Below are 22,998 nucleotides of genomic sequence, written 5' to 3' on the forward strand. Positions count from 1 at the left end.
ACCGCACGGTGCCAGCCCCACATCGCCCCTGCCCGGCCGGGCATTCACCCAGGGTTGTGAATCGAAGCCGATCCCGGAAGGCTGTCCGACACTGGAGACATGGCCACCACTCCCACTCCGTCTGTCCCCACGGTCGTCGTGACCGGCGCGGCCCGTGGCATCGGCCGCGCCATCGCAGAGCTGTACGCCGGGCGAGGCGCGCGGGTCATCAGCGTGGATCTCAACTTGCCGCCCGTCCTGCGGGGCCACGCCCGGCTGAAGGCGGACATCACCACCGCGCGGGGCCGGGCGCGCATCGCCCAGGCGGCGCGCGAGTCGGGGGGCGTTCTGGTGCTGGTGAACAACGCCGCCTACCAGGGCGCCCACGGCGGCGTGCTGGAGGTCAGCGAACGCGGCTGGGCGCGCACCCTGGAGGTGAACCTCAGCGCGCCTCTGCTGCTGGTGCGTGAACTGGTCGACCTGATGCCGCACGGGGCCGCCGTGGTGAACGTGGCCAGCGTGCAGGGCCTGTTCGCCGAGCAGGGCAACGCTGCCTATAACGCCAGCAAGGGCGGGCTGGTCAACCTGACCCGCGCGATGAGCCTGGATCTTGCGCCGCGCGGCATCCGGGTGAACGCCGTGGCGCCCGGAGCGATCGCCACCGAGGGCGTGCTGCAGTCGATCGAGGACAGCACCGATCCGGCCCAGACCCGCCGGGACTACGAGGATCTGCACGCCCTGCGCCGCCTGGGCCAACCCCAGGAGGTGGCCGAGGCGGTCTACTTCCTGGGCAGCGACGCCGCCAGTTTCGTGACCGGGGCCATCCTCCCGGTCGACGGCGGCATGACGGCCAGCTTCATGATGGCGGGCCGTCCGGTCTAGGACAGCCGACAGGCACACGAGAAAACCCGCCGGTCAGGCGGGTCTGTCTTGGATGGTGGCGATGCGCGGACTTGAACCGCGGACCTAACGATTATGAGTCGTTCGCTCTAACCAGCTGAGCTACATCGCCTGATCTGCCCGGCGCCGCGGCAGCGGCGAATCCCTGAGCCGCATCAGAGTAACGGTTCAGGGCGAATCGCACAAGCCCTGGCCCCTGCCGGATCCGGAACAGGCCACGGGCCCGGCGGTGCAGTTGGGTCGCACGTGCGAGTTTTGCCCCCAGCACACGGTTCAGGTGCTTTAGCCACCCCAGCATGGACGGTGCCTGACCAGCCCAATATGTCCAGCAGCCGGACGGCCCAGCGATGAAGACTCGCTCAAGCCCCGTGCAGCGAATGTTTTACGCCCCGACCGGCACCCTCGGGGTACCCATGACCACTCCCTCTGACTCTGGATCAGGAGCGTCCGGCCACGGCACAGGCAGGCCGAACCGGATCGCCCGCGCGGCCCTCGCCCTCACTCTCGCGGGCCTGCTGGGCGCCTGCGGATCGCCCGCAAACCCCGGTTCCGGCCCCTCCGGCGGCCCCGGGCCAGGGCCGACCGACCCCTATGCCGGCGGAAAGACCCACCCCTGGAGCGACGCCGATCCCATGGCAGCCGCAGTTCCCAGTGGCCTGCACGATCTGGACACCTTGCCTTCCCTCTCTGCCAGCAACAGCTGGGGGCCTATAGAGAAGAACCTCAGCAATGGCGAGCAGGGGAAAGGAGACGGCCGACCCCTGAGCGTGGGGGGCGAGACGTTCGCCAGGGGCCTGGGGATGCACGCCCAGGGCCAGATCCGCTACCGGCTGGACGGACGCTGCACGTCGCTGACGGCCAGGGTTGGGATAGACGATGAGGTGGGCAACCGGGGCAGCGCCGCCTTCCTGGTCTCCGGAGACGGCGTCAGACTGTTCGACAGCGGCCTTCGCCGGGGCGGCGAGAGAGCCCTGGGGCTGACCGTCAGGCTGAGCGGAGTCAGGGAGCTGACCCTGACAGTCACCGACGGTGGCGACGGGATCGCCTACGACCACGCGGACTGGGCCGCCGCGACCCTGGACTGCCGGGTCAGCCCCCCGCCCCCCGCGCCGAGCGCGTTCACGTACGCCGCCGTGGCCGCCCAGCCCGACCGGGTCTCCGAGGCCCAGGGCGAGGTCGTCGGCGGCCGGCTCTACGTGTTCGGCGGCTTCGACAGCCGCAAGCCCTGCTGCACCCCGACCGACCGGGCGCAGGTGTACGACCCGGCCACCGACGCCTGGACACCCCTTCCCGCCGTGCCCGGGCGGGGCATGACCCACGCGGGCATGACCACGGATGGCACGGACATCTTCTTCGCCGGTGGCTATGTGGCGAACAGCGCCTGGACGGCCCAGGTGTACGGCACGCGGGCCGTCTGGCGCTACAACGTGGCGGGCCGCAGCTACAGCCGTCTGCCGGATCTGCCGGTCGACACCGCCGCCGGCCAGCTGGAGGAGCTGAACGGCGACCTGCACTACTTCGGGGGCACGAATCCGGAGCGCACCAGGGATCTGGGCGACCACTATGTCCTAAAAGCGGGCACCAGCGCCTGGACACCGGCGGCGCCGCTCCCCCTTCCCCGGCACCACCTGGCGTCGGCGGTGGTCGGCGGCCGGATCTACGCCATCGGTGGGCAGGTCGGGCACGACTCCAAGCTGGTCACCCAGGCTGCCGCGCATGTCTACGACCCGGCCACGGACGCCTGGAGTGCCCTGGCGCCGCTTCCCCGCGCCCGCAGCCACATGGGCAACTCGACCTTCCTGCTGGCCGGGAGGATCGTGGTGGCCGGCGGCGAAACCAGCCACGACGTCCCCATGACCGACGTGACGGCCTACGACCCCGCAAAGAACACCTGGACGCCCATGAGTCCGCTGCCCCAGGCGCGGGCCTCGGGAGTCGCGGGCGCGATCGGGACGGGCTTCGTGTTCACGGGAGGCACCTCCACCGCCACCGGGTGGAAGGCCACGCCGACGCCCTGAGCGAGGTGGCCTCCAGACACTCTCCAGGAGATTCGAGCGCCGGCATCCCACGCACATTGGGGGGCCGGCGTCAGCTTTTCCCTTCTGCAGAGGTCGACCAGCTGGTTCCTGCGGCATGACTGCCTTCTGAGGCCCGACGGGGGCCGTGGAGGGCATCCAGGGACTCCGATTCCCCTTCACCAGTTCTGGCGACCTGAGCACTCACGAGGAGACCCTCCGCAAACCGCCGCCTCCCCGAGCGAGGTGCGAAGTCGGGAACAGAGTTGACATGAAAAAACGAACCCGGAGGCTTACCCTCAGGGTTCATTCTTCTTCTGGTGGAGCTGAGCGGGATCGAACCGCTGACCTTCTGAATGCCATTCAGACGCGCTCCCAGCTGCGCCACAGCCCCTCTTTTTCCTGCGCCCTTTCTTCGGGCTCAGCTAGGTTAACAGCGCCCCCCTAAGTTGTCAACAGGGCACGCAACCCGGTCAGGGGGCGACCTGGGCATGACGGGCAGCCAGCCCCACGTACCCCTCAATCAGGTGGATGATGACCGGGTTGTGGGTGTGGACGCCGTGCGCCTCGCCCACGCCTGTCTCGTCGATGAAATGGGCGATGACGGCGGCCTCGCCGTCGCGGGCCAGCAGGAAGGCGCGCTGGCCCTGGGCCGCGATGCTGGGCAGATCCGCGAGTGCGCTCACATGCAGATCCACGCCGCGTGGGGTCAGCCGTTCCAGGCGACCCGAAAGGGCCGTGTCGCCCGCCATATGCAGGCTGCGGCGGGCGTTGAGGGTCAGATCCTCACACAGACTGCGGATGGCGGCTTCCCCGTAGAGGTGGTAGACGGCTTCGGGGGCCGGGTCGGGGGCCAGCCGGGTCAGATCGCGCTCCAGGGCGCCCAGCCGGTCGTCGAAGGAGCGGCGGGCCCGCGACAGATATTCACGGGCGCTCAGCGGCGCGTATTCCAGGGGGTTCTGACCGACCTTGGCGGCCAGGCCCCGCCCTTCCAGTCGTTCCAGGGTCTCGTAGATCTTGGGGCGCGGAATCCCCGCCTGACGCGCGACCCGGGCCGGCACCGCCCGCCCGAGCGCGAGGAGCGCCGTGTAGGCGCGGGCCTCGTATTCGGTGAGGCCCAGCGCTTGAAGATGGATCACAGCACTCATGTGTTCCTTAGCATAAGCGATGAAGGCTGATCCCGATTCACACGCGTTTTCTGAGCAGCACGCTTTTCAGGTAGAGGCTCTCGGGCACGCTCAGCAGATGTGGGTGATCGGCCGGCTGGTAGGTGATCTGCGTGACCTCCGCGTCGCACCCGGCGGTCGCGGCGGCCACGCGGGCCGCGTCGAGCAGGTCTTCCACCCGGATGTAGTGGGCGCAGGTGCTGATCAGGAGGTGGCCGCCGGGTTCCAGCATGCCCAGCGTCAGGGCCGCGCCCTCGGTGAACACCCGCTTGGCGTTCGGCACGTCGTCGCGGCGTTTGGCCAGCGTGGGCGGATCGAGCACGGCGGCCTGGAACTGCCGCTTCTCGCGGCTCAGGCTGGTCAGCACCTCCAGGGCGTCCCCCCAGCGTACGCCCACGCTGACGCCGTTCAGGCGGGCGGCCTGTTCCAGCGCCCCCAGCGCCACCTGATCCTTGTCCACGGCGGTCGCCCTGGCGCCCGCGCGGGCCGCGTGCAGGCTGAAGCCCCCGGTGTAGGAATACACGTCCAGAAAGCCGTGTCCGGCGTTCACCAGACCCCGCATCAGGCGGCGGTTGTCGCGCTGATCGAGGAAAAAGCCGGTCTTCTGGGCGTCCATGGGCGCGAAATGCAGCTCCAGGTCGTCCTCGTGGAAGCTCACGCGCTCGGGGACGTCGCCCCAGAGGGTGCCGGTGGTCAGGTTCAGGCCCTCGCGGCGGCGCTCGCCCGTGTCGCTGCGCTCGAAGGCGGCGGCAGCGCCCGTCTCGGCCCGCAGCGCCTGCACGATCAGCCCTCTGTGGCGCTCCACGCCGGCATTCCGCAGCTGCACGCTCAGCACGCTGCCGAACTGGTCGGCCACCACTCCCGGCAGGCCGTCGGCCTCGGCGTGCAGCACGCGCAGGGCGTCGGTGCCGTGGATCTGCCCGGCCCGGCGATCCAGCGCCGCGCGCACCCGCCGGCGGTAGAACGCCAGATCGATCTCCTCGCCCGTCCAGGACAGCAGCCGCAGGGGCGTGGCGCCCTCCGGATTGAAGTAGCCGCGCGCCAGCACGGGGCCTGTGGGCGCCCGGACATCCACCACCTCGCCGGGCGCGATGCCGGGGTCGCTGCTGGCGATGTCGGCGCGGTGGCCGAAGGGATAGCGGCCCGTGATCCGCCTCACGGCGGCCGGGTTCAGGGTGACGGTAGGGCGGCGCTTCATGGGGGCAGGCTAGCAGAGCGTCCCTGCGGCCCACGCGGCGGCGCGCCGGGCCCGGCCGCACCGGCGGGCCCGCAATGGCCGCCGGTGCCCCGGCTTTACACAGCCCCGACTTCACACAGTCCTGAAGACCGCCGGAGGTCGGAAGCCCACACGGTAGGCTGGCAGACGTGCCCGTCGTGGCCGCGTGCTCTGGTTCCGCCAGATCGGCCTCCCGGACACGATCCCTGCCCACGTCCATCCCCGACCCTGGAGGTCACGATCCATGAAGACGCCCACCCACAGATCCGTAAAGGCCAGCCTGCCCCTGGCCGCCCTGCTCGCCCTGGCCTCCTGCGGGGTCATCCCCACCCCGCCGGTCGCTCTGCCGGACGCCACCATTCCGCTGGGCAACACGGCCCTCTCGATGGGTCAGGTCGTGTACATGGACCGTGACGTCCTGGGCGGCTCCACCCTGGCGGCGGCGCTGCAGGGCCTGAGCATCAGCGGGAACGCGACCTACGCGGCCACGGGCGGCACGCTGAGCAGCCTGAAGGTGTATGTGCGGAGCAGCCTGCGCGACCTGGGCAGCTCCTGCACGGCGCTGCCGGTCGTTCCGCCCGCGTATGCCTGCAGCCCGGCCAACGAGGCGGCGCAGGCCATCGGCACCGTGAGCGTGCAGGCGGGCGCGAGCCGGGCCTTCACCCTGAGCGGCCCGGCGCTGGACGCAGCCGCCCGCACCGGCCACGGCTACTTCGGCGTCCAGGTCACGGGTGGTCAGGCCCTCCAGGGCGAGTCGCTGAGCCTGACGTCGCTCAAGGCACAGGCGAAGTTCTAGGAACCGCCGGAGGGTCAGAGCCAGCTTCCGGGTAGACCGGACGGGTACAGTCCGCAGCGCAGACTGGACGACTCGTGCTGGGCACGTCTTCCTGAGCACAGCCCATCAGGCGGAAGACTCTTCCTGACCTCGGGGCCGCCCACTCCGGCCGCCCTCCCCCATCCGGGGGACATTGTGGACGCGGTCATCACGCCGGGGGGGCGGGGGGACGCTAGCCTGGGGTGTGCCCCCCCTCTGGTTCCGACCGGCCCGCCGCCCGGCGCTGCGCTCTTTCTCTGTGCGCCGTTTTTCCGTGCGCGCCCTGTGTCTGGGTCTGACCCTGGGCGCGGCCTGGGCGAGCCCCGCCACGGATCTGTATCAGGCGGCGACCGGGCGCGCGCTGCGGGAGTATTACGGCTGGTCGACCGCCGACCTGCCGGCGCTGAGCGAGAAATACCGGGGGATTCTGGAGGAGCGCTGCGCCCCGGCCGGCGACGCCTGCGACTTCGCCACCGCCCGCGGCGTGCTGGGCGACCTGCTGCGCGAATTCGGCGACGCCCACATGGCCGTGCGCGACCCGGAGGCCGCCCTGCGCCTGCAGGAGGTCTCGCAGGATCTGGCGGTGCCCCGCACCGGCGCGCGGGTCGTGCGGGTCGAGGGCGGCCTGCTGGTGGTCTCGCTGATGCCGGGCAGCCCCGCCGAGCAGGGGGGCCTGAAGGTCAACGACCTGCTGACCACCGTGAACGGCGAGGCGGCGGGCAAACGGGGCGCGGTGAACGCGGCGGTCGGCCCGAACGAGTTCATCCGGCTGGAGCGCGCCGGGGCGCCCCTTCAGGTCACGCTCAGGCGGGCCGGGCAGGCGGAGCAGTCCCTGAGCCTGAGCACCCGGATCCTGCAGGCGCGGGACGTGCCGACCCTGGGCTGGGCCGGGCCGGACGGCAGGGTCGCCGTGATCTCCTACCCGACCTTCCTGCCCAGCGACGCCTCCGAACTGTTCCTGGCGCGGCTGCAGGAGGCCAAGGCGGCGGGCGCGCGGGCGCTGGTGGTCGATCTGCGGTTCAACGGCGGGGGCAGCCTGGCCGAGTGCGTGGCGGCGGCCAGCGTGTTCGCGCCCGTGCAGTACCGGATGCAGTTTCGCCAGGGCAGCCAGACCTACCGGGGCCTGAACGGGGCCGAGCCCCGCCCCCTGGATCTGCTTGTGAATGGAGACCGGCCCGGCGTCTGGACCGGCCCGGCCGCGATCCTGGTGGGGCCGAACACCGCGTCCTGCTCGGAGGTCTTCACCTTCTTCGCCCGGCAGGCCGGCGTGCTGGCGGTCGGCGAGGCCACCCGGGGCGTGGGCAACAGCGGCGTGACCTTCGGCCCGCTGCCCGACGGCGGCGTGATGGCGGTGACCATCCTCAGGGCGTTCACGGCCGACGGCCAGCCGCTGCCGGAGCGCATCACGCCGGATGTGCTGGCGCCGCTGGACATCGGCCTGCTGACCACCCAGGGGCGGGACACGACGCTGGAGGCGGCCCTGCAGGCCCTCCAGGCGGGGGCTGCCGACCAGACTCCAGCGGTGGGGGCGCCCTGACGGGGCTTTGTCTCAGGGGCCGTCGGATCGGCCCTCCGTTGAGCAGCGCTACCTCGACCAGCGCTTCATCAGGGTAACGAGCCGCTCCGGGGTCACGTTGCGGAACTCCTGGCCGTCGACGCGCACCAGCGGCGCGTCCTCGGGGCGGATGTCAGGATCGCACTGGGCCAGTGCCAGCTCGACGTTGCCGTCGGCCGTGACCATCCCCGGACTGATCCTCAGGGCGTTCCACACCGCGTCCAGCAGTGCCTCGCGGACTTCGATCGACAGGTGTTCGGTACAGATTTCCAGACGGGTGACGGGCAAGACGCAGCCTCCTTGGTGGCGGGGTCATCCTAGCGGATGAAGCGGGGCTCCATGGGCGCGTTCACCGGACAGGAGCGGCTGGGCGGCTGAACCCGGCAGGCCGGGCGCTCCCGAGGGGGCTATCCTCCGGGGACTGTGCCCCCTTCCCTTCCTCAGCGCCAGACCCTGGCCTCCCCCCGGCCGCCAGCGGCGTCTCTGTCTCCCCTGACCACCTACAGCCCGGCCCAGTCGCGCACGGCTCTGCTGGGCGTGATCGTCACGGTGGTGCTGTGGGGAGCGAACGTCGTGGTTCTCAAGGCCCTGCTGCGCTTCCTGAACGCCGAGACCATCAACGTGGGCCGCTTCCTGATCGCGGGCGGCGTGATGGTGCCGCTGGCCCTGCGGGCGATGGGCGGCTGGCCGCGCTGGGACGCCCGCACCTGGCTCAGTGTGGCCGGCGTGGGGGTGCTCGGCAACACCCTGTTCCAGACCTTCTTCCTGCACGGGATCGCGCTCAGTCCGGCAGGGGTGGCGGGCGTGGTGAACGGCATGGTGCCGGTGCTGGTGCTGCCGCTGGGGCTGCTGTTCGGGCAGCGTTTCACGCGCCGGCAGGTCGCCGGGGTGGCGCTGGCGTTCTGCGGCCTGCTCGGGCTGCTGGCCCTGACCCGGCAGCCCGGCACGGCCGTGACGCTCGCGGGGATGGCGTGGCTGCTGCTCGCGGCGACTGCCTGGGCGCTGTACACGGTCTTCAACCGCACGCTCTCGGGGCGGGTCGGCGCCCTGCCCTTCGTGGCCTTCAGTCTGGCGCTGGGCTGCCTGCCCTACCTGGCCTTCGCGCTCGGGCACGTCCAGATCAGTGCCGACGTCCCGGCCGGGGCCTATCTCGGGGTGGCCCTGAGCGCGCTGGGGGCGAATGTCGTGGCGTACCTGGCGTGGGCGCGCGGGGCACAGGTGCTGGGGGCGGCGCGCACCAGCGTCTGGAATACCCTGGCCCCGGTGATCGCGCTGATCCTCAGCGCCCTGACTCTGCATGAACGTCTGCCGCTGAGCGTGTGGCTGGTCGCCGGGGTGATCCTCTCGGGCGCCGCGCTCGCCAACTGGCCCACGGAGTCCGGGCGCCGGGCCGCGGCCCCTCCGACCGCACCGTAGGCAGGTGGCCGCACGGCGCCGGCCTATTCGCGGATGAATAAAACCTGCCGCGGTGTCCGCGGCAGGTTCAGAAATGGGGCTCAGGGGTGACGCGGGAGCGCTCCCCTCTCCGGCTCAGTTCGGGTCAGGCTGGCGATCCGTGGGGTGAAGGCGAACCGCGCGGCCCTTGCGCATCCGCAGGTTGAGCAGTTCCACGCCGATCGCGAAGCCCATGGCGAAGTAGGTGTAGCCCTTGGGAATCTTGAAGCCGAAGCCGTCGGCGATCAGGTTCACGCCGATCAGCAGCAGGAAGGCCAGGGCCAGCATCTTGACTGTCGGGTGGGCCTGCACGAAGTCGCCGATGGGGCGCGCGGCGACCAGCATGATGGCCACCGTGACGACCACTGCCGCGACCATCACGCCGATGTCGTCGGCCATGCCCACGGCCGTGATCACCGAGTCCAGACTGAACACGATGTCCAGCAGCATGATCTGGCCGATGATCGCGGCGAAATTGGCGCCGACCCGGCCCCCCACCGACGGCTGGTGATCCTCCGGGCCCTCCAGCTGCTCGTGCATCTCCTTGACGGCCTTGTACAGCAGGAACAGCCCCCCGAAGATCAGGATCAGGTCGCGCCCTGAGAATCCCTGGCCCAGCACGGAGAAGAGTTCGTTCTTGAGGCTGTAGACCCAGGTGATCGAGAACAGTAGCCCCAGGCGCATGAGCATGGCGCCCAGCAGGCCGATAGTGCGGGCGCGCTGCTGCTGCTCGGGCGGCAGTTTGCCGGCCAGGATCGAGATGAAGATGACGTTGTCGATGCCGAGCACGATCTCCAGCAGTAACAGGGTCGCGAACGCCAGCCAGGCCTCAGGCTGCGTGATCCATCCGAATAAGGTTTCCATTGGTCACTCCACAGGTCGAAAACGGACGCTGCCACGCACGCCCAGGAAGCCGAAGAGGGTTAGACCCAAAAACCGCGCCCGTGCGGCGCGTTGGTGCCCATCCTCCGGGAAGAGTGGAGGCCAGCTCATGTCAATCAGATGAAGAGGTCTTCATCTGGCGGGCGGTCGTCTCCCGGGAGTGGTGAGGCGTGGCGCCGTCCAGATACACGGCGAGCAGGGCGTGGGCGGTGCCCTGCGGGTCGGCCGGGGGCACGCCCGTGACCAGCGGATAGGTCAGGGCCAGGAACGCCCGGGTGAGCAGGGCGGGGGGCAGATCCTGGCGCAGCTCACCGCGCGCCGCCGCCTGTTCGAAGAGGGCCGAGAGGCCGCCCATCCAGACCCGGCGGTAGGCCTGCTCGAAGGCTGCGCGCCGGGCCGGACTGACATGCCGCAGTTCACTGGCGAGCTGCAGGCCCACCCGCTGCTCCGGTGCGCTGGCGAGCAGTTCGCGCACCAGGGTCTCCAGCTGGGCGCGCAGGCCGCTCTGGGCCGACGCCTCCTCCACCAGCCGGGCCAGACCCGCCAGGGCGCCGTCGAGCATGGAGAGAAACAGCGCCTCCTTGTCGGCGTAGTGGTGGTAGAGCGCGGGCTTGGTGACCCCCACCGCCTGCGCGACCTCCCGCATGCTGACGCCGTGGTAGCCGCTCTGCACGAAAAGCCGGGCCGCCTCCTGCTGAATCCGTACGCGGGTGGTCTCCGGAAGGGCGGCGCTCTGGGAGACAGGCTGGACGGTCACGCCCCCATGATAGGTGCGCCCCGGGCTTCCACATGACCTGCGCCTGACCGGCTTCCCGAACCCTTCCCTTAGACTGCGGGGGCACCAGTCTCCACTGCCCAATACGCCAGCGCCCCGCTCCCGCGCCCCCCGCTCTGGAGGAACCCATGCGTCCAATCCTTGCTGCCGCCACGCTCTGTGCCCTGCTCGCCGCCTGCGCCCAGGCACCGCTGCCGGCCGCCACGAGCCCGGCCGACTACGCCTCCCGGCCGGAGTTGCAGGACACCGGTTCCCAGGCCATCCTGGCCCGCTACGCAGACGATCCGGGCCTGCTCGCTGCCCTGCAGGAGGCTTACAGGGAGCGGCCTGCTACGCTGCGCCTGCCCGGCACTCCAGCCCTCGCGGGCCTCGATCTCGCCAGCGACCGGCTGGCTTATGTCAAGCGCACCGGCTGGGGCCCGGTCAGCGATTACACCGCCCAGTACGGCGCCTATGCGGGCAGTGCCCTCCCCTTTCCCGGCCTCGACTGGACTCGTGACGGCTGCAGCGCCCCCGATGGCCTGGGCCTGGGCTACCGCGAGGACTTCCGGGCGCCCTGCAACGTCCACGACTTCGCGTACCGCAACCTCAAGGTCTACGAGCGCACCGACGCCAACCGGGCCATCAGCGACGACGCCTTCTACACCAACATGAAGCTGGTCTGCGAGGCCAAATCCTGGTACAAGCGGCCGGCCTGCTACAGCGCCGCCTACGCCTACTACGAGGGCGTCCGGATCGGCGGGGGCAGCAGCTTCTAGGAGGGAACAGGTTTCCCTGGACAGCGCTGCCAAACGGAGCTCCCGGTCTCCCCTGCCCCTATCCGGCCGGATTCACCCAGTACAACCAGGAGTGGCCGGCTGGACAGCTGGCCGTGAATTCGCTGCCTCGCTTGCTGACCTTCGCGGGTTGCCCGCATTCGGCACACTGCGGCCTGGTCGGAGTGTTGCCAGCGCAGGCCGCGCACTTCAGGTAGTAGCCGTATTTTCCGAACTGAACGCTCAACCGCTCCGACCCGCAGTGCCGGCACACGACCTCCGAGGAGGGACGGGACGGCGCCTGCTGCTCCTGGGTGGCCCGGACTCCTGGCGCCGGTCTCCTGGGGGGAACCGGTGCCTGGCGCGGCGCAGCCGCAGGGGGCTGGGTATGGTGCGGCACGGGGCTGGCCTGCACGGGAGTGGCCTGAACGGGGCTGGCCTGCGTCTCCAGAGGCTGATGCCGGGTTCGCAGGAAGGCCTGCAATCTGATCAACTCCGCGTCGCTGAAGGAAAAGGCGCCGAGTCCACGCTCCTGCGCCCCTTTGACGATCTCCAGCACCCGCTCCGGCACCTGATCGGCTTTCACGAGTTCGGGGACGTCGCTCTTGCGGGAGATCCGGCCCTGATCGGAAATAGCGACCAGCACGTCACGGCGCATTCCAGCGAACTGCCGCTGCTTGAGGCCGAACAACGTTCTGTCCAGCAGTTCCGAGCTGTGATCCTGCAACAGGGCCACCAGCAGATCCATCTGTCGCCGGGCCTGCAGGACGGGCGAGGGCATCCCCCGTCCCTGCCGGTTCCACCAGCGCGTCCACTCGCCCTGCTCGTTCACCGCGACCTGCCCTGAGACGCTCTTGCTCTCGACGATCACGATTCCGAAGCGGTGGAGGATCAGGTGATCCAGCTGCGCGACTTCATCCAGCCGTCTGATCCGGAGATTGTGGAACACCGATTTCAGCGGGTCATCCCCGAAAGCACGTTTGAGGTAGTGGGCCATCTGCTGCTCGGCGTCGTAGCCCGCGCGGCGCAGGGGATCCGTATGGGTCTGGGGCTCCAGCTCTTTGACGATCATGACGTCAGGAGGCTATCCGCCCAGAGAAAGGCGTGCTGTCAATTTCCAGCGTCCAGGCCGGAGGGTTCCACCTCCGCCGCCCAGACGTCCTGCGGGGTCTCGCGGCGGCGGATCACGGTCCAGTCGCCGTGCTCCCACATCACCTCGGCGGGGCGGGAGCGGGTCAGGTAGGCGCTGCTCATGGCCGCGCCATAGGCCCCGGCCTCGCCGATGGCGATCAGGTCGCCGCGCCCCGGGGTGGGCAGCGGCACGTCGCGGGCCAGCAGGTCGCCACTTTCACAGGCGGGGCCGGCGATGTCCCACAGGCCGGACGCCTCGCCCGGCCACAGCGGCGTGACCGGGTGCGCGGCGCCGTAGAGCATGGGGCGCAGCAGTTCGGTCATGCCAGCGTCCACCAGGGCGAAGGCGCGGCCCGTGCGCTTGGTGCCCACGATCCGGGTCAGCAGGGTGCCGGCCTGCGCCACCAGGTAGCGCCCCGGCTCGACCCACAGCTCGGCCCCGAAGGCGGCGGCGGTGGCCTGAGCCTCGCGGGCGATGCCGTGCAGATCGGCGCCCAGGCCCCAGCCCCCGCCGACGTCCAACACCCGCAGCTCGCCCGTCCGTGCCCGCAGGTCGCCCAGACGCCCGAAGGCGGCGGTGAAGTCGCCCGCGTCCCGGATGGCGCTGCCGATGTGGACGTGCAGCCCCAGCGCCTCGTGCCCGGCCGCGCGCAGGGCGTCCAGCACCGCCGGGGCCTGCTCCAGGGTCACGCCGAACTTGCTGCCCGCCGCGCCCGTCGCCAGATGATCGTGGGTACTGACCTGCAGGGCGGGGTTCACGCGCACCAGGGCGCGCGAGTGGGCGGGCAGCAGGGCCACCTCCTCGGCGCGGTCGACGATGAAGGTGGCGCCCAGCCGCCCCCCGGCGGCGTACTCGGCCTCCGACTTGGCCGGGCCATTGACCAGCAGCCGCTCCCCCGTCGCCCCGACATGCTCGGCCCGCGCGATCTCGCCCGGACTGACGCACTCGAAGCCCACGCCCGCCGCGTGCAGGCGGCGCAGGATCGCCAGATTCGGATTGGCCTTCATGGCGTAGTAGACGCGGGCGCCACCGAACGCGCTCCGCACCCGGGCCAGCGCGGCGTCCAGTTCGGCGGCGTCGTAGACGTACAGGGGCGTGCCGAAGCGGTCGGCGGCGGCAGACAGGGCGGACGGGGGGATGCTCACAGGGGAAAGTGTAGCCGGGGCCGCCGATCCCCTGGGCGAATTGCCGCCCGCCTCACGCCCACTCTCCTTCTAAACTGCTAAGCTGCGCGGCTGTATGAGTCTGCCCGCCCCCGCCGCTGCCCCCGCCTCCCCGCCCTCCGTGGCGACTGGAGCGCGGGTGCTGTGCGCCATGTCGGGCGGCGTGGATAGCTCGGTCACGGCGGCGCTGCTCAAGGATCAGGGCTATCAGGTGATCGGCGCCATGATGCGCTTCTGGCCCGACGACAAGCGCACCGACACCTTCGACTCCTGCTGCTCGCCCGACGCCGCCTACGAGGCCCGCCGGGTGGCCGAGCAGGTCGGGGTGCCCTTCTACCTGCTGGACTACCGCGAGCAGTTCCAGCGGCACATCGTGGGGCCGTTTCTGGACGAGTACGCGCGGGGGCGCACGCCGAACCCCTGCGTGAACTGCAACACCAAGGTCAAGTTCGACGAGCTGGTGAAGAAGGCGAAGATGCTGGGCTGCCAGTACGTGGCGACCGGGCACTATGTCCGGCGCGTGGAGAACGCCCAGGGTGAGGTCGAGTTCTGGCGGGGCGACGATCCCCGCAAGGATCAGACCTACTTCCTGTGGGGCACGCCCAGGGACGCCCTGCCCTTCATCCTGTTCCCGGTGGGCGAACTGGAAAAGCCCCAGGTGCGCCAGATCGCCGAGGAGCGCGGCCTGCTCACCGCCCGCAAGCCCGAGAGCCAGAACATCTGCTTCGTGCCCGGCAAGGTGCAGGACTTCGTCGCCGAGCATCTCCCCCAGGCGCAGGGCCTGATCCGCGAGATCGCCAGCGGGGAGGTCGTGGGCGAGCACCTGGGCACGCAGTTCTACACGCTGGGCCAGAAGAAGGGCCTGGGGCTCTACCAGTCCCACCGCGTGCGCCACGTGGTTCACCTCGACCCCGCCACCAACACTGTCTGGGTGGGCGACTACGACGACTGCCTGTGGACGGGCCTGCGGGCGACCTCCGCCAACTACCTGCTCGACCTGGCCGAGCTCCCGGCGGAGCTGGACGTGCAGGTGCGCTACCGCACGGCCCCGGTGCGGGCGCGGGTGATCCAGGCCGACGAGGCGGGCTTCGAGCTGGCGTTCGCCGAGCCGCAATTCGCCGTGGCGCCAGGCCAGAGCGCCGTGCTGTACGCCGGGCCGCGCCTGCTGGGCGGTGGCCTGATCGCCGACCACGCGCGGGCCTTGCCGGACACCGGCGTCGTCGCCGGCCGCCCCGTGTCCGCCGACGCTCTGAGTTGAGCACCCTGCGGAGCGGCTGATTCAGTTCAGCCCAGTGCGGACAGTCCGTCCGTTCAGTACGTGCGCCACGACTCGACGAGGCCCTCCGGCTCGTGGCCCTGCTGCAGATCGATCAGGAAATCGCGGGTCAGGCCGGCGCCCCGGCGGATCAGGTCGGTCGTGGTGCTGGCGATGTGCGGGGTGAGGATCACGTTCGGCTGGCTCCAGAGCGGGTGATCGGCGGGCAGCGGCTCCGGGTCGGTCACGTCGAGCACCGCGCCCGCGATCTGGCCGCTTTCCAGCGCGGCGATCAGGTCGGCGGCGACGATCAGGTTGCCCCGGCCCAGGTTGCTCAGCCAGGCGCCGGGCCGGATCAGCGAGAGCGTCTGCGCGTTCACGATGCCGCGCGTGTCGGGCGTGCTGGGCAGCAGCAGCACCACCCAGTCGGCCTGGGCGAGCAGCTCGTCGCGTTTCCACTCCGGCGTACCCGAGGTGATGCCCTCGACCTGCGCGTGGAAGGGCGAGAGCAGTTCGGCCAGGTTGCGCCCGATATGGCCGTAGCCCCACAGCACCACCCGCACCCCGTCCAGCCCGACCAGCCCCGAGTCGTTCAGGTTCTTCGGCGCCGCCCACTCGCGGCGGGCCTGGGCGTCGCGGAAGCGGTGGAGGCCGCGCGCCGCCGTGAGCATCCCGGCCAGCGCGTGGACGGCCACCGCGCGCTCGTGCAGACGGTTGGCGTTGAAGAGTCTGACCCCCTCCGGCAGCCGCTCCATGACGTGGTCGATGCCGGCGGTGAGGGTCAGCACCCATTTCAGGCCCGGCAGGTTCAGCAGTTCGTCGCGGGTGGCCGAGGTCGCCAGCCACAGCACCACGCCGTCGGCCGGCCCCGCTGGGACGTGCCCCGGGCGGTAATAGTCCAGCTCGGCGCCGGGCACGCTGCGCTCGCCCACTTCACTCAGTTCACGGAATTCGCTCAGGTCGGGCAGCAGCACTCGCATGTGGCCATTGTGAGGCCGCAGGCCTACCCGGTGGCGTTCAGAGTGCGCCACTCGCTGCGGGTGATCTCCATGTGGACATCCGTGCGGCCCGGACGCTCGCTGCGCCCGACCTCGCGGAAGCCGCAGGCCAGGAACGCCCGCTGGGCCCGGCGGTTGTGCCCGAAGGTGGTCAGCCGCACGCGGCTCAGGGGCGAGTCGCGTTCCTCGAAGGCCCACCGCAACAGGGCGCTGACCGCCTGCCGGCCATAGCCGCGTCCCCACAGCGCCGGATAGCCGATCATGACCCCCAGCGTGCCGACCGTGGCGCTCAGCGGCGGCGGCGGGCGCAGGTCGTACAGTTCGGCGCTGCCGATCAGTTCCCCGGCCTCGTCGAGGATGCCGAAGCCCGCGCGCTCGCCGCTTCGCTCCTCGTCCTGCATGACCCGGCGGAACAGCCACTCGGGCAGGTGGATGGGTTTGGCGTCGTTCCAGTCGGCCAGTTCGCGGCTCCGGAAAAAGGAGTGCAGCACCCGCCACTCGGCGGGCGAGAGGTCGAGCAGCGGCCTGAGCGTCACGCCACCCGGCCCCGCCGGCCCGGAGCCGGTCGGGGGAGGTGGGGCGTGCTCGGTCATCCCTGCAGCCTAGCGCGCCGTGGGCGAAATCGGGCCCAGGGCGCGGGTCACGTCGCGGCTCAGTCTCTCCAGATGAAAGGCGTCGCCCTCGGCACGCTCCACTTCGCGGGTCTCGGGGTTCACGACCAGCAGGGCCAGCACGCGGCCGCCCGCGTGGCGGATCGACACCCCGGGATGCCCGGCCAACGCGGCCCGGTCGGCCCCGTCCAGGGTCGCCCAGGCCGGGGCCGCGCTGTCCAGCCGCAGATGGGCGGTCGGCAGCCGGCGGCTGGCCAGCTCGCCCTCCAGCCACTCCAGGGCCCCCGGCCGGCCACCGATGATGCCCTGCTCGATCTGGGGCTGCGCCGCGTTGTAGCGGATGGCCGCGCCGTCGCGGCGGCGCAGCTCGCCTCCGGCGGCGCGCAGCAGGGCGTGACCGGCGGCGATGTCCCACTCGCTGCGCGGCGACATGGTAAACGTCGCGTCGGCCTCGCCCGCGGCGATGCGGGCCAGCTTCAGGGCGATGCTGCCGCTGGGGGCCATGCCGGGCAGGTCGTGGCGGCTCAGCTCCCGCTGGAACTCGGTGTCGGAGACGGCGATCCTCCATGATCCGGGCCGAAGCGAGCCGGCCGGAGCGTGGTTCACCCTCTGACCGCCCTTCTGAACCCCCTGGCCCACCACGGCGCTGAACAGTTCGTCCGTGGCCGGCGCGTAGACCACGCCCAGCACCGGCTCCCCGTCCACGCACAGGCCGATGCTGACGCAGTAGTCAGGGCTGGCCGAGGCGTATTCCTTGGTGCCGTCGATGGGATCGACGATCCACACCCGGGACTGCTGCAGGCGGGCGGGGCTGTCGGCCTCCTCCTCGCTGAGCAGGCCGTCGTCCGGGAAGGCGGCGGCCAGGCCGGCGGTGATCAGGGCCGAGGCGTCGCGGTCGGCGGCGGTGACCGGGTCGTCGGCAGAGGTCTTGTGCTCGACCGTCAGGCCGGCGCGCAGATACCGCAAGAGCAGGGCGCCGGCCTCCAGTGCGAGGCGGGTGGCGGCCTCCAGTTCGGCGGCGTAGGGCGGGGTGGGGGTGCTCATGGCCCGAGCATAGCGGCCGGGCCCAGCAGGGCGGCCGAGGGACACAGCCCACGCAGCACGCAGACGTCGCAGCGGGGGTGGCGGGCGCGGCAGGTCGCGCGGCCATGCCGGATGGCCGAGACATGGAAGGTGTAGCGCGCCTCCCAGTCGCGCGGCAGCACCTCGTCGAACCAGCGCTCGACCTTGACGGCGTTCCAGGTGGGGGGCGTCAGCTCCAGCCGCTGCGCGAGGCGCCAGATGTGGGTGTCCACCGGCATGGCCGGCCGGGCCAGATCGAACAGCAGCACGCAGCTCGCCGTCCTCATGCCCACCCCGGGCATCCCCTCCAGCAGGGCGCGCACCTCGGCGTCCGGCAGGTCGTGAACCGCCCGCAGGCTGAGGTGGCCATGCGCCTCCTCCAGATGGCTCAGCGCCGCGTGGATGTAGCCCGCCTTGAGGCGCGACAGACCCCCGCCCGCCGCCTTCAGCACGCCCTCGATGCCGTCCGGGCCGTCGGCCAGCGCCGCCTCCCAGCGGGGATAGGCCTCTTTCAGGGCCACGAACTGTCGCCGCGTGATGGGCGCGGTGTTCTGCTGCGACAGGATGGTCTCGATGACCCCGTCCAGCGGTTCCCGGCTGCGTGAGGGCCGCGGCGCCCCCTGGCGGTGCTCCGGGAGGTACTCGGCCGCCAGCCGCCGGGCGATCTCGCTCAGGTGCGCGGGGGGCGGCGCCTGCTCACTCAGGGGGCGCGCGAAGCGGGTCAGGGTCACCCCCCGAGGCTAGCGGCCAGGGCCGCTCAAGACCGTGGCCGCCTGAACCCTCGCCGCCCTAGACCGGCCGGCGGCGCGACTGCAGCACCTTGAAGACGATCGGCAGCACGCTGAGCACCAGAATGACGCCCACGATCAGCAGGATGTACTGGTCGAGGTTCGGGATCAGGCGGCCGAAGGAGTATGCCAGCGCCGGCAGCCCGATCCCCCAGAGGGCCGCGCCCACCACGTTGTAGAGCGTGAAGATGCCCAGCGGCATCCGGCTGATTCCGGCCAGCGTGGGCACCAGGGTTCGCACGATGGGCACGAAGCGCGCCAGGATCACCGCCTGCAGGCCGTACTGTTTGAAGAAGGCCTGCGCCTGGGTCACGTACTGCGGCTTGAAGAAGCGCGAGTTCTGGTTGCGGAAGATGGCCGGGCCGAAGCGCTGCCCGATGAAATAGCCGGAGATGCAGCCCAGGATGCCGCCCGCCACCACCGCCGCCATCACGCCCCAGAGGTTCAGCTGGCCGCCCGCCGCCAGCAGCCCGGCCGCGATCAGCAGGCTGTCGCCGGGCAGGAAGAAGCCCGCCAGCAGCCCCGTCTCGGCAAAGACGATCAGGAAGATGCCGATGTACGAGAAGGCGAGAATGGTGTGGATCAGGGATTCCATGCGGTCAGGCTATCCCGGAAAGCGCTGGCCTCCCTCATCCAAACTGTGCAGGCTCCAGAGCGTGCGGCGTCCGGGGTCTCAGCGGGCGCGCAGGGTGGCCCGGTTGCCGGCGGCGTCCACCGCGTCGATATCGGCCCAGATGCCGGTGGTCTCGGCGTAGAACTCCACCTTGGGGCCGGGCGTGATGTTCAGCCGGTTGCCGTCCACGGCCACCTGGGTCACGCGGCTGTTGTCGCTGGCCACGCCGCTGACCCGGATCACCCGGCCCACCCGCTCGAAGCGCGTGATCTGGATGCTGGGCCGGGTGGGGTCGACCGTGACCGGCAGCACCAGCGTGCTGCTGTTGCCCGCCGCGTCGCGCGCCACGATGGTGTACTGGCCCTTCTCGCCCTGGATCAGGGTCTTGAACTGGAAGTGCGCCAGCTTGCGGCTGCCCGGCAGGATGGGCAGCGGCTGACCGTCCACGGTGATCTGCGTGACCCCAGTGTCGTCCAGCGCGTAGCCGTCGACCACGAAGGACTTGGCCCGGCTGGCCGCGCCGTCGGCGTTGTTGACCGTGATGCGCGGCTTGAAGGTGTCGCTGGTGCGGGCACAGCCGCTCAGGCCCAGGGCCAGGGCGGGCACCAGCAGCAGGGCGCCCGCGGGCAGGAGGAAGGTCGGGCGGCGCATGGGTGAAAGTATACCGGCGCCGCACCGGGGGCAGACCGGCCGGGAGGGGGGAATGATCCGTCTGGCCCGCCGGCCCTGGCCATCTGGCGCCCAGGGCCGGGCCGCCCGCTTAGAATGCGCCCCGTGAGTCCGTCCGCCGCCCCCGGTTCCAGCCCGCTGCCCTCCCGGCCCGCCGCCGGGCCACCGGCCCATATCCCGGAGGGCACGCGCGACGTCCTGCCGCCCGAGTGGGCGCAGCGCGAGGCCCTGCGCGCCCGGCTGGCCGGGGTCTTCAGCGCCTGGGGCTACCGCGGCGTGGAGGTGCCGGCCCTGGAGTACGCCAGCGCCGCCCACCCGCAGGACGCTCTGGCCTTCAAGCTGATCGATTCGGGCGGTCAGGTGCTGGCCCTGCGGAGCGAATTCACCACGGCGGTCGGGCGGCTGGTGCGCTCGCGCTTTCCGGCCGGCCCCTTTCCGCTGCGGCTCCAGTATTCGGGCCGCCTGTGGCTGCGCGCCCTGACCAGCGAACTGGGCCGCCTGCGCGAGTTCAATCAGGTGGGCGTGGAGCTGATCGGCGTGGACACCGTGCAGAGCGACACCGAGCTGCTGCAGCTGGCCGCCGCCGCGCTGCGGGACGTGCAGGTCGGCGCCCAGCTGGAGGTGGGCTACCCCGGCTTCGTGGACGCCGTGCTGGCCGACGAGGGCCTCTCGGCCACGGCGCGCGAGGAGTTGCACAGCGCCATCGACCGCAAGAGCGGCGCGGACGTGGATCTGCTGGCGCGCCGGGGGGGGCTGGGGGCCGGCGTGACGGGAACCCTGCACGCCCTGACCGACCTCTACGGCGGCCCCGAGGTGCTGGACACCGCTGCCGGCCTGGCCCGCGGCGAGCGTGCCCAGGCGGCCCTAAGCCACCTGCGCGGCGTCTCGGAGCGCTTCGGCGGGCCGCTGCTGTTCGACCTGGGCGTCAGCCGGCGGTACGACTACTACACCGGCCTGACCTTCCGGGCCTACGCTCCGGGCCTCAACCAGCCGGTGCTGGGCGGCGGGCGCTACGCCCTGGAAGGCGGGCTGCCGGGCGCCGGCTTCGCCATGGGCTTAGAGCGCCTGACCCGCGCGATCGCCGCGACCCTGCCCCCCGAGCCCGAGGTCGTGCTGGCCCTCGACCTGGCCGGGGCCGAGCACGCCCGCGCGGCCGGCCTCTTCGCCGAGCTGGCCTGGACGGAGAACCGGGAGGAGCTGGCGCGCTTCAGCCGGGCGCGCGGCATCCGGCGCTGGATTCAGGGCGGGCAGTGGAGCGCGGCCCCGGAGGTGGGCGCGTGAGCCCCGCCCCGGTGTACGCCCCGGATCACCTGACCCTGGCGCTGCCCAAGGGCCGCATTCTGGAGGAAGCCGTGTCGCTGCTGTCGCGCGCCGGGCTGCCGCTGAGCCTGCCCGAGAAGTCCCGCGCCCTGCGCCACGAGTTCCCGGGCGTGACCCTGCTGGAACTGCGGAACCAGGACGTGCCGGTCTACGTGGATCTGGGCGTGGCCGACCTGGGTATCGTGGGCAAGGACGTGCTGATCGAGTCGGGGCGGGCCGTGTTCGAGCCCATCGACCTGCGCTTCGCCGGGTGCCGCCTGTCGCTGATCCGCGAGGTCGGGGCCACCGCGCCGATCAACCGCGTGGGCACCAAGTACCCGCGCGCCGCCCGCGCCTATCTGAACGCCCAGGGCATCCCAGCCGAGATCGTGAAGCTGAGCGGCAACATCGAACTCGCGGCCCTGACCGGGCTGGCCGAGGCGGTCATCGACCTCGTGCAGACCGGTTCCACGCTGCGCGCCAACAACCTGGAGGAGGTGGACGTGCTGTTCCACTCCAGCGCGAGGTTGATCGTGAACCGCGCCGCCCTCAAGCTCCGGCGCGAGCGGCTGCGGCCCCTGATCGAGCGGCTGCGGGAACTGGTGGCGGTGGAACAGGCTGTGGATTAAAACGCGGGCTCAGTCTCCTGTCGCTTCTCCATCCCCCCGTCCAGCGCCTCGCGCATCCTGTCCAGCGCCTCGGTCAGGATGGCGCGGCTGGTGGCGAAGTTCAGGCGGATGAAGCCCTGGTACTGGGCCTTCCAGGCATCCGAGGCGAAGACTGGGCCGTCGTGAACGGCAACCCTGGCCTCGTCGAGCAGGAACTTCTGGATGTCGCCGGCGCGGGGATGGGCACGCAGGTCGAGCCAGGCCAGATAGGTGGCCTCGACCGGGGTGAACTTCACCCAGGGCAGGTGCTCGCGCAGGTAGGCGCTCAGAAAGTCGCGGTTGTCCTTCAGGTAGGCCACGGTCTCCGCCAGCCAGGGGCCGGCATCCCGCAGGGCCGCGCGCCACATGGTCACGCTCAGGGCGCCCTCGTGGCCCATCAGGCCGCCGGCCGTACTCTTCACGCGCTTCACCAGTCCGGCGTTGTGTCCGATCATCGCGCCGATGCCCAGGCCGGCGGCGTTGTAGGCCTTGCACGGGCCGGTCAGGGTGATCGTGCGGCTGCGGACGCGGGGATCGGCGGCGAAGGACTCGAAGGACTGGCCGCTGAAGCGCAGGTCGGCGTGCAGTTCGTCGCTGACCACGAACAGGTCGCGGCTCAGCGCCAGATCGCGCAGTTTTTCCAGCTCCAGCGGTGTCCAGACTCGCCCGGTGGGGTTGTGCGGGTGGCACAGCATGAGCAGGCGGCTGCCCCGCGCGGCGGCGTCCATGGCGGCCCAGTTGATCTCGTAGCCGTGCTCGCCCTCGCGCAGCGGCACGCCCGCCACCCGCCGGCCCAGATCCGTGATCGCCAGGTGGAAGGGGTGGTAGATGGGCGTCATGGTGACCACCGGCTCGCCCGGGGTGGTCAGGGCGTGCACCGTGGCGTAGAGCCCCGGCACGACCCCCGGCAGCATGGCGATCCCGTCGTCGGGCAGATCGGTCAGGCCCTGCGTGGCGAGGTGGGCGCGCAGCAGCGGCATCAGCTGGGGGTCGCCGGCCATCATGTGGTAGCCCAGCCCGTGGTTCAGCCGCTCGTGCAGGGCTGAGAGGATCGCCGGCGCCACTGGGAAATCCATGTCCGCGATCCACATGGGAATGACGTCCGGCGGAAAGTGGTTCCACTTGATTGAGTCCGGGTGGCGCAGCGCGAGGGCGTCCAGCACATCGCGCGGATCGGCGGGGTGCGGGCCGGGGGGGGGCAGGCGCGTCATGGGCCGAGCATACCCCTGGCCGGTGAACGTTCGGCAAGTCGCGCCCGGCGCGCGCCGCG

At 71.2% G+C, this 22,998-nt stretch carries 23 protein-coding genes and 2 tRNA genes; 9 read left to right on the forward strand and 16 right to left on the reverse strand.

Translation table 11 applies throughout. From position 1 onward, the window contains the following. Window positions 1-99: 99 nt before the first annotated feature. Window positions 100-861 carry an SDR family NAD(P)-dependent oxidoreductase gene (locus CVO96_RS00480; RefSeq protein WP_103309142.1) on the forward strand — a complete coding sequence of 254 codons (762 nt, stop codon included), beginning with the start codon at window positions 100-102 and terminating at the stop codon, window positions 859-861. Between the two features lie 53 nt (window positions 862-914). On the opposite strand, the gene CVO96_RS00485 is transcribed toward CVO96_RS00480, so the two are convergent. Continuing rightward, window positions 915-991 (reverse strand) — tRNA-Met (locus tag CVO96_RS00485). Window positions 992-1,292: 301 nt separating this feature from the next. On the opposite strand from CVO96_RS00485, the gene CVO96_RS00490 reads away from it, so the two are divergent. Continuing rightward, window positions 1,293-2,897: an NPCBM/NEW2 domain-containing protein gene (locus tag CVO96_RS00490; protein ID WP_243398092.1), complete on the forward strand. Its 1,605-nt coding sequence runs from the start codon at window positions 1,293-1,295 to the stop codon at window positions 2,895-2,897. A 315-nt stretch (window positions 2,898-3,212) separates the two neighbouring features. Here the strand turns inward: CVO96_RS00490 and CVO96_RS00495 are convergent. From CVO96_RS00495 to CVO96_RS00505, 3 genes are all read right to left on the reverse strand, one after another. Then, window positions 3,213-3,288: transfer RNA gene (locus CVO96_RS00495), tRNA-Ala, on the reverse strand. A 79-nt stretch (window positions 3,289-3,367) separates the two neighbouring features. Beyond that, window positions 3,368-4,042, reverse strand: a complete 675-nt coding sequence (locus tag CVO96_RS00500; protein WP_103309148.1) for a TrmB family transcriptional regulator — start codon at window positions 4,040-4,042, stop codon at window positions 3,368-3,370. Window positions 4,043-4,079: 37 nt separating this feature from the next. After that, window positions 4,080-5,258: a class I SAM-dependent rRNA methyltransferase gene (locus tag CVO96_RS00505; RefSeq protein WP_103309150.1), complete on the reverse strand. Its 1,179-nt coding sequence runs from the start codon at window positions 5,256-5,258 to the stop codon at window positions 4,080-4,082. 262 nt (window positions 5,259-5,520) lie between these two features. On the opposite strand from CVO96_RS00505, the gene CVO96_RS00510 reads away from it, so the two are divergent. Both CVO96_RS00510 and CVO96_RS00515 read left to right on the forward strand, forming a co-directional pair. Beyond that, window positions 5,521-6,072 (forward strand): hypothetical protein, encoded by a 552-nt coding sequence (locus CVO96_RS00510; protein ID WP_103309152.1) that lies wholly within the window; start codon window positions 5,521-5,523, stop codon window positions 6,070-6,072. 277 nt (window positions 6,073-6,349) lie between these two features. Further along, complete coding sequence (locus CVO96_RS00515; RefSeq protein WP_243398093.1) at window positions 6,350-7,627, forward strand: S41 family peptidase; 1,278 nt, start codon at window positions 6,350-6,352, stop codon at window positions 7,625-7,627. Window positions 7,628-7,675: 48 nt separating this feature from the next. Here the strand turns inward: CVO96_RS00515 and CVO96_RS00520 are convergent, their stop codons facing one another. Continuing rightward, window positions 7,676-7,933 carry an NAD(P)H-dependent oxidoreductase subunit E gene (locus CVO96_RS00520; RefSeq protein WP_103309156.1) on the reverse strand — a complete coding sequence of 86 codons (258 nt, stop codon included), beginning with the start codon at window positions 7,931-7,933 and terminating at the stop codon, window positions 7,676-7,678. Between the two features lie 135 nt (window positions 7,934-8,068). Here CVO96_RS00520 and CVO96_RS00525 point away from each other — a divergent pair, with 135 nt between their 5' ends. After that, on the forward strand, window positions 8,069-9,061 hold the full coding sequence (locus CVO96_RS00525) for a DMT family transporter (protein WP_243398094.1): 993 nt from the start codon (window positions 8,069-8,071) through the stop codon (window positions 9,059-9,061). A 114-nt stretch (window positions 9,062-9,175) separates the two neighbouring features. On the opposite strand, the gene CVO96_RS00530 is transcribed toward CVO96_RS00525, so the two are convergent. Next, window positions 9,176-9,943, reverse strand: a complete 768-nt coding sequence (locus tag CVO96_RS00530) for a TerC family protein (RefSeq protein WP_103309158.1) — start codon at window positions 9,941-9,943, stop codon at window positions 9,176-9,178. Between the two features lie 130 nt (window positions 9,944-10,073). Further along, window positions 10,074-10,718: a TetR/AcrR family transcriptional regulator gene (locus CVO96_RS00535; protein ID WP_103309160.1), complete on the reverse strand. Its 645-nt coding sequence runs from the start codon at window positions 10,716-10,718 to the stop codon at window positions 10,074-10,076. A gap of 146 nt (window positions 10,719-10,864) precedes the next feature. On the opposite strand from CVO96_RS00535, the gene CVO96_RS00540 reads away from it, so the two are divergent. Continuing rightward, window positions 10,865-11,494, forward strand: a complete 630-nt coding sequence (locus CVO96_RS00540; protein WP_103309162.1) for a phospholipase A2 — start codon at window positions 10,865-10,867, stop codon at window positions 11,492-11,494. Between the two features lie 58 nt (window positions 11,495-11,552). On the opposite strand, the gene CVO96_RS00545 is transcribed toward CVO96_RS00540, so the two are convergent. Together CVO96_RS00545 and lysA are read right to left on the reverse strand one after the other, a co-directional pair. Beyond that, window positions 11,553-12,563, reverse strand: a complete 1,011-nt coding sequence (locus CVO96_RS00545) for a nuclease-related domain-containing protein (protein ID WP_103309163.1) — start codon at window positions 12,561-12,563, stop codon at window positions 11,553-11,555. Window positions 12,564-12,601: 38 nt separating this feature from the next. After that, entirely contained in the window at window positions 12,602-13,768 is a 1,167-nt protein-coding gene (gene lysA / locus CVO96_RS00550; RefSeq protein WP_103309165.1) for a diaminopimelate decarboxylase, read from the reverse strand. 94 nt (window positions 13,769-13,862) lie between these two features. Between lysA and mnmA the strand changes: the two genes are divergently transcribed. Further along, on the forward strand, window positions 13,863-15,044 hold the full coding sequence (gene mnmA / locus CVO96_RS00555; RefSeq protein ID WP_103309168.1) for a tRNA 2-thiouridine(34) synthase MnmA: 1,182 nt from the start codon (window positions 13,863-13,865) through the stop codon (window positions 15,042-15,044). A 53-nt stretch (window positions 15,045-15,097) separates the two neighbouring features. Here mnmA and CVO96_RS00560 read toward each other — a convergent pair whose 3' ends face one another. The 6 genes from CVO96_RS00560 to CVO96_RS00585 all read right to left on the reverse strand — a co-directional run bounded on the left by CVO96_RS00560 (window position 15,098) and on the right by CVO96_RS00585 (window position 19,764). Beyond that, the gene (locus tag CVO96_RS00560) at window positions 15,098-16,021 is read right to left on the reverse strand and encodes an NAD(P)-dependent oxidoreductase (protein WP_103309170.1); all 924 of its coding nucleotides are present in this window, start codon (window positions 16,019-16,021) and stop codon (window positions 15,098-15,100) included. Between the two features lie 23 nt (window positions 16,022-16,044). Next, window positions 16,045-16,632, reverse strand: a complete 588-nt coding sequence (locus CVO96_RS00565) for a GNAT family N-acetyltransferase (RefSeq protein WP_103309172.1) — start codon at window positions 16,630-16,632, stop codon at window positions 16,045-16,047. Window positions 16,633-16,641: 9 nt separating this feature from the next. Further along, entirely contained in the window at window positions 16,642-17,694 is a 1,053-nt protein-coding gene (locus CVO96_RS00570; protein WP_103309174.1) for a 3'(2'),5'-bisphosphate nucleotidase CysQ, read from the reverse strand. Next, window positions 17,691-18,443: an endonuclease III domain-containing protein gene (locus CVO96_RS00575; protein WP_243398095.1), complete on the reverse strand. Its 753-nt coding sequence runs from the start codon at window positions 18,441-18,443 to the stop codon at window positions 17,691-17,693. Before CVO96_RS00575 ends, CVO96_RS00570 begins: the two co-directional genes overlap by 4 nt. A 58-nt stretch (window positions 18,444-18,501) precedes the next feature. Beyond that, window positions 18,502-19,095 (reverse strand): DedA family protein, encoded by a 594-nt coding sequence (locus CVO96_RS00580; RefSeq protein WP_103309176.1) that lies wholly within the window; start codon window positions 19,093-19,095, stop codon window positions 18,502-18,504. A 78-nt stretch (window positions 19,096-19,173) separates the two neighbouring features. Beyond that, complete coding sequence (locus tag CVO96_RS00585) at window positions 19,174-19,764, reverse strand: hypothetical protein (RefSeq protein WP_103309178.1); 591 nt, start codon at window positions 19,762-19,764, stop codon at window positions 19,174-19,176. A 114-nt stretch (window positions 19,765-19,878) separates the two neighbouring features. Here CVO96_RS00585 and CVO96_RS00590 point away from each other — a divergent pair, with 114 nt between their 5' ends. Together CVO96_RS00590 and hisG are read left to right on the forward strand one after the other, a co-directional pair. Beyond that, window positions 19,879-21,063, forward strand: coding sequence for an ATP phosphoribosyltransferase regulatory subunit (locus CVO96_RS00590; protein ID WP_103309181.1), 1,185 nt, complete (start codon window positions 19,879-19,881; stop codon window positions 21,061-21,063). After that, complete coding sequence (gene hisG, locus CVO96_RS00595; protein ID WP_103309182.1) at window positions 21,060-21,710, forward strand: ATP phosphoribosyltransferase; 651 nt, start codon at window positions 21,060-21,062, stop codon at window positions 21,708-21,710. The genes CVO96_RS00590 and hisG overlap by 4 nt, the downstream gene beginning before the upstream one ends. Here hisG and CVO96_RS00600 read toward each other — a convergent pair. Continuing rightward, on the reverse strand, window positions 21,707-22,939 hold the full coding sequence (locus CVO96_RS00600; RefSeq protein WP_243398096.1) for a MalY/PatB family protein: 1,233 nt from the start codon (window positions 22,937-22,939) through the stop codon (window positions 21,707-21,709). The two genes, hisG and CVO96_RS00600, sit on opposite strands and share 4 nt — an antisense overlap. Window positions 22,940-22,998: the final 59 nt, after the last annotated feature.

Source organism: Deinococcus koreensis, assembly GCF_002901445.1.
Taxonomy (GTDB): Bacteria; Deinococcota; Deinococci; order Deinococcales; family Deinococcaceae; genus Deinococcus; species Deinococcus koreensis.

Bases quoted from the DNA above. Each gene is read 5' to 3' on its own strand.
- CVO96_RS00540 (WP_103309162.1), top strand. From the start codon at position 10,865: ATGCGTCCAATCCTTGCTGCCGCCACGCTCTGTGCCCTGCTCGCCGCC.
- CVO96_RS00600 (WP_243398096.1), bottom strand. From the start codon at position 22,939: ATGACGCGCCTGCCCCCCCCCGGCCCGCACCCCGCCGATCCGCGCGAT.
- CVO96_RS00500 (WP_103309148.1), bottom strand. From the start codon at position 4,042: ATGAGTGCTGTGATCCATCTTCAAGCGCTGGGCCTCACCGAATACGAG.
- CVO96_RS00585 (WP_103309178.1), bottom strand. From the start codon at position 19,764: ATGCGCCGCCCGACCTTCCTCCTGCCCGCGGGCGCCCTGCTGCTGGTG.
- CVO96_RS00530 (WP_103309158.1), bottom strand. From the start codon at position 9,943: ATGGAAACCTTATTCGGATGGATCACGCAGCCTGAGGCCTGGCTGGCG.
- CVO96_RS00480 (WP_103309142.1), top strand. From the start codon at position 100: ATGGCCACCACTCCCACTCCGTCTGTCCCCACGGTCGTCGTGACCGGC.
- CVO96_RS00560 (WP_103309170.1), bottom strand. From the start codon at position 16,021: ATGCGAGTGCTGCTGCCCGACCTGAGCGAATTCCGTGAACTGAGTGAA.
- CVO96_RS00580 (WP_103309176.1), bottom strand. From the start codon at position 19,095: ATGGAATCCCTGATCCACACCATTCTCGCCTTCTCGTACATCGGCATC.
- CVO96_RS00565 (WP_103309172.1), bottom strand. From the start codon at position 16,632: ATGACCGAGCACGCCCCACCTCCCCCGACCGGCTCCGGGCCGGCGGGG.
- CVO96_RS00505 (WP_103309150.1), bottom strand. From the start codon at position 5,258: ATGAAGCGCCGCCCTACCGTCACCCTGAACCCGGCCGCCGTGAGGCGG.
- CVO96_RS00570 (WP_103309174.1), bottom strand. From the start codon at position 17,694: ATGAGCACCCCCACCCCGCCCTACGCCGCCGAACTGGAGGCCGCCACC.
- CVO96_RS00510 (WP_103309152.1), top strand. From the start codon at position 5,521: ATGAAGACGCCCACCCACAGATCCGTAAAGGCCAGCCTGCCCCTGGCC.
- CVO96_RS00590 (WP_103309181.1), top strand. From the start codon at position 19,879: ATGCGCCCCGTGAGTCCGTCCGCCGCCCCCGGTTCCAGCCCGCTGCCC.
- mnmA (WP_103309168.1), top strand. From the start codon at position 13,863: ATGAGTCTGCCCGCCCCCGCCGCTGCCCCCGCCTCCCCGCCCTCCGTG.
- CVO96_RS00490 (WP_243398092.1), top strand. From the start codon at position 1,293: ATGACCACTCCCTCTGACTCTGGATCAGGAGCGTCCGGCCACGGCACA.
- CVO96_RS00545 (WP_103309163.1), bottom strand. From the start codon at position 12,563: ATGATCGTCAAAGAGCTGGAGCCCCAGACCCATACGGATCCCCTGCGC.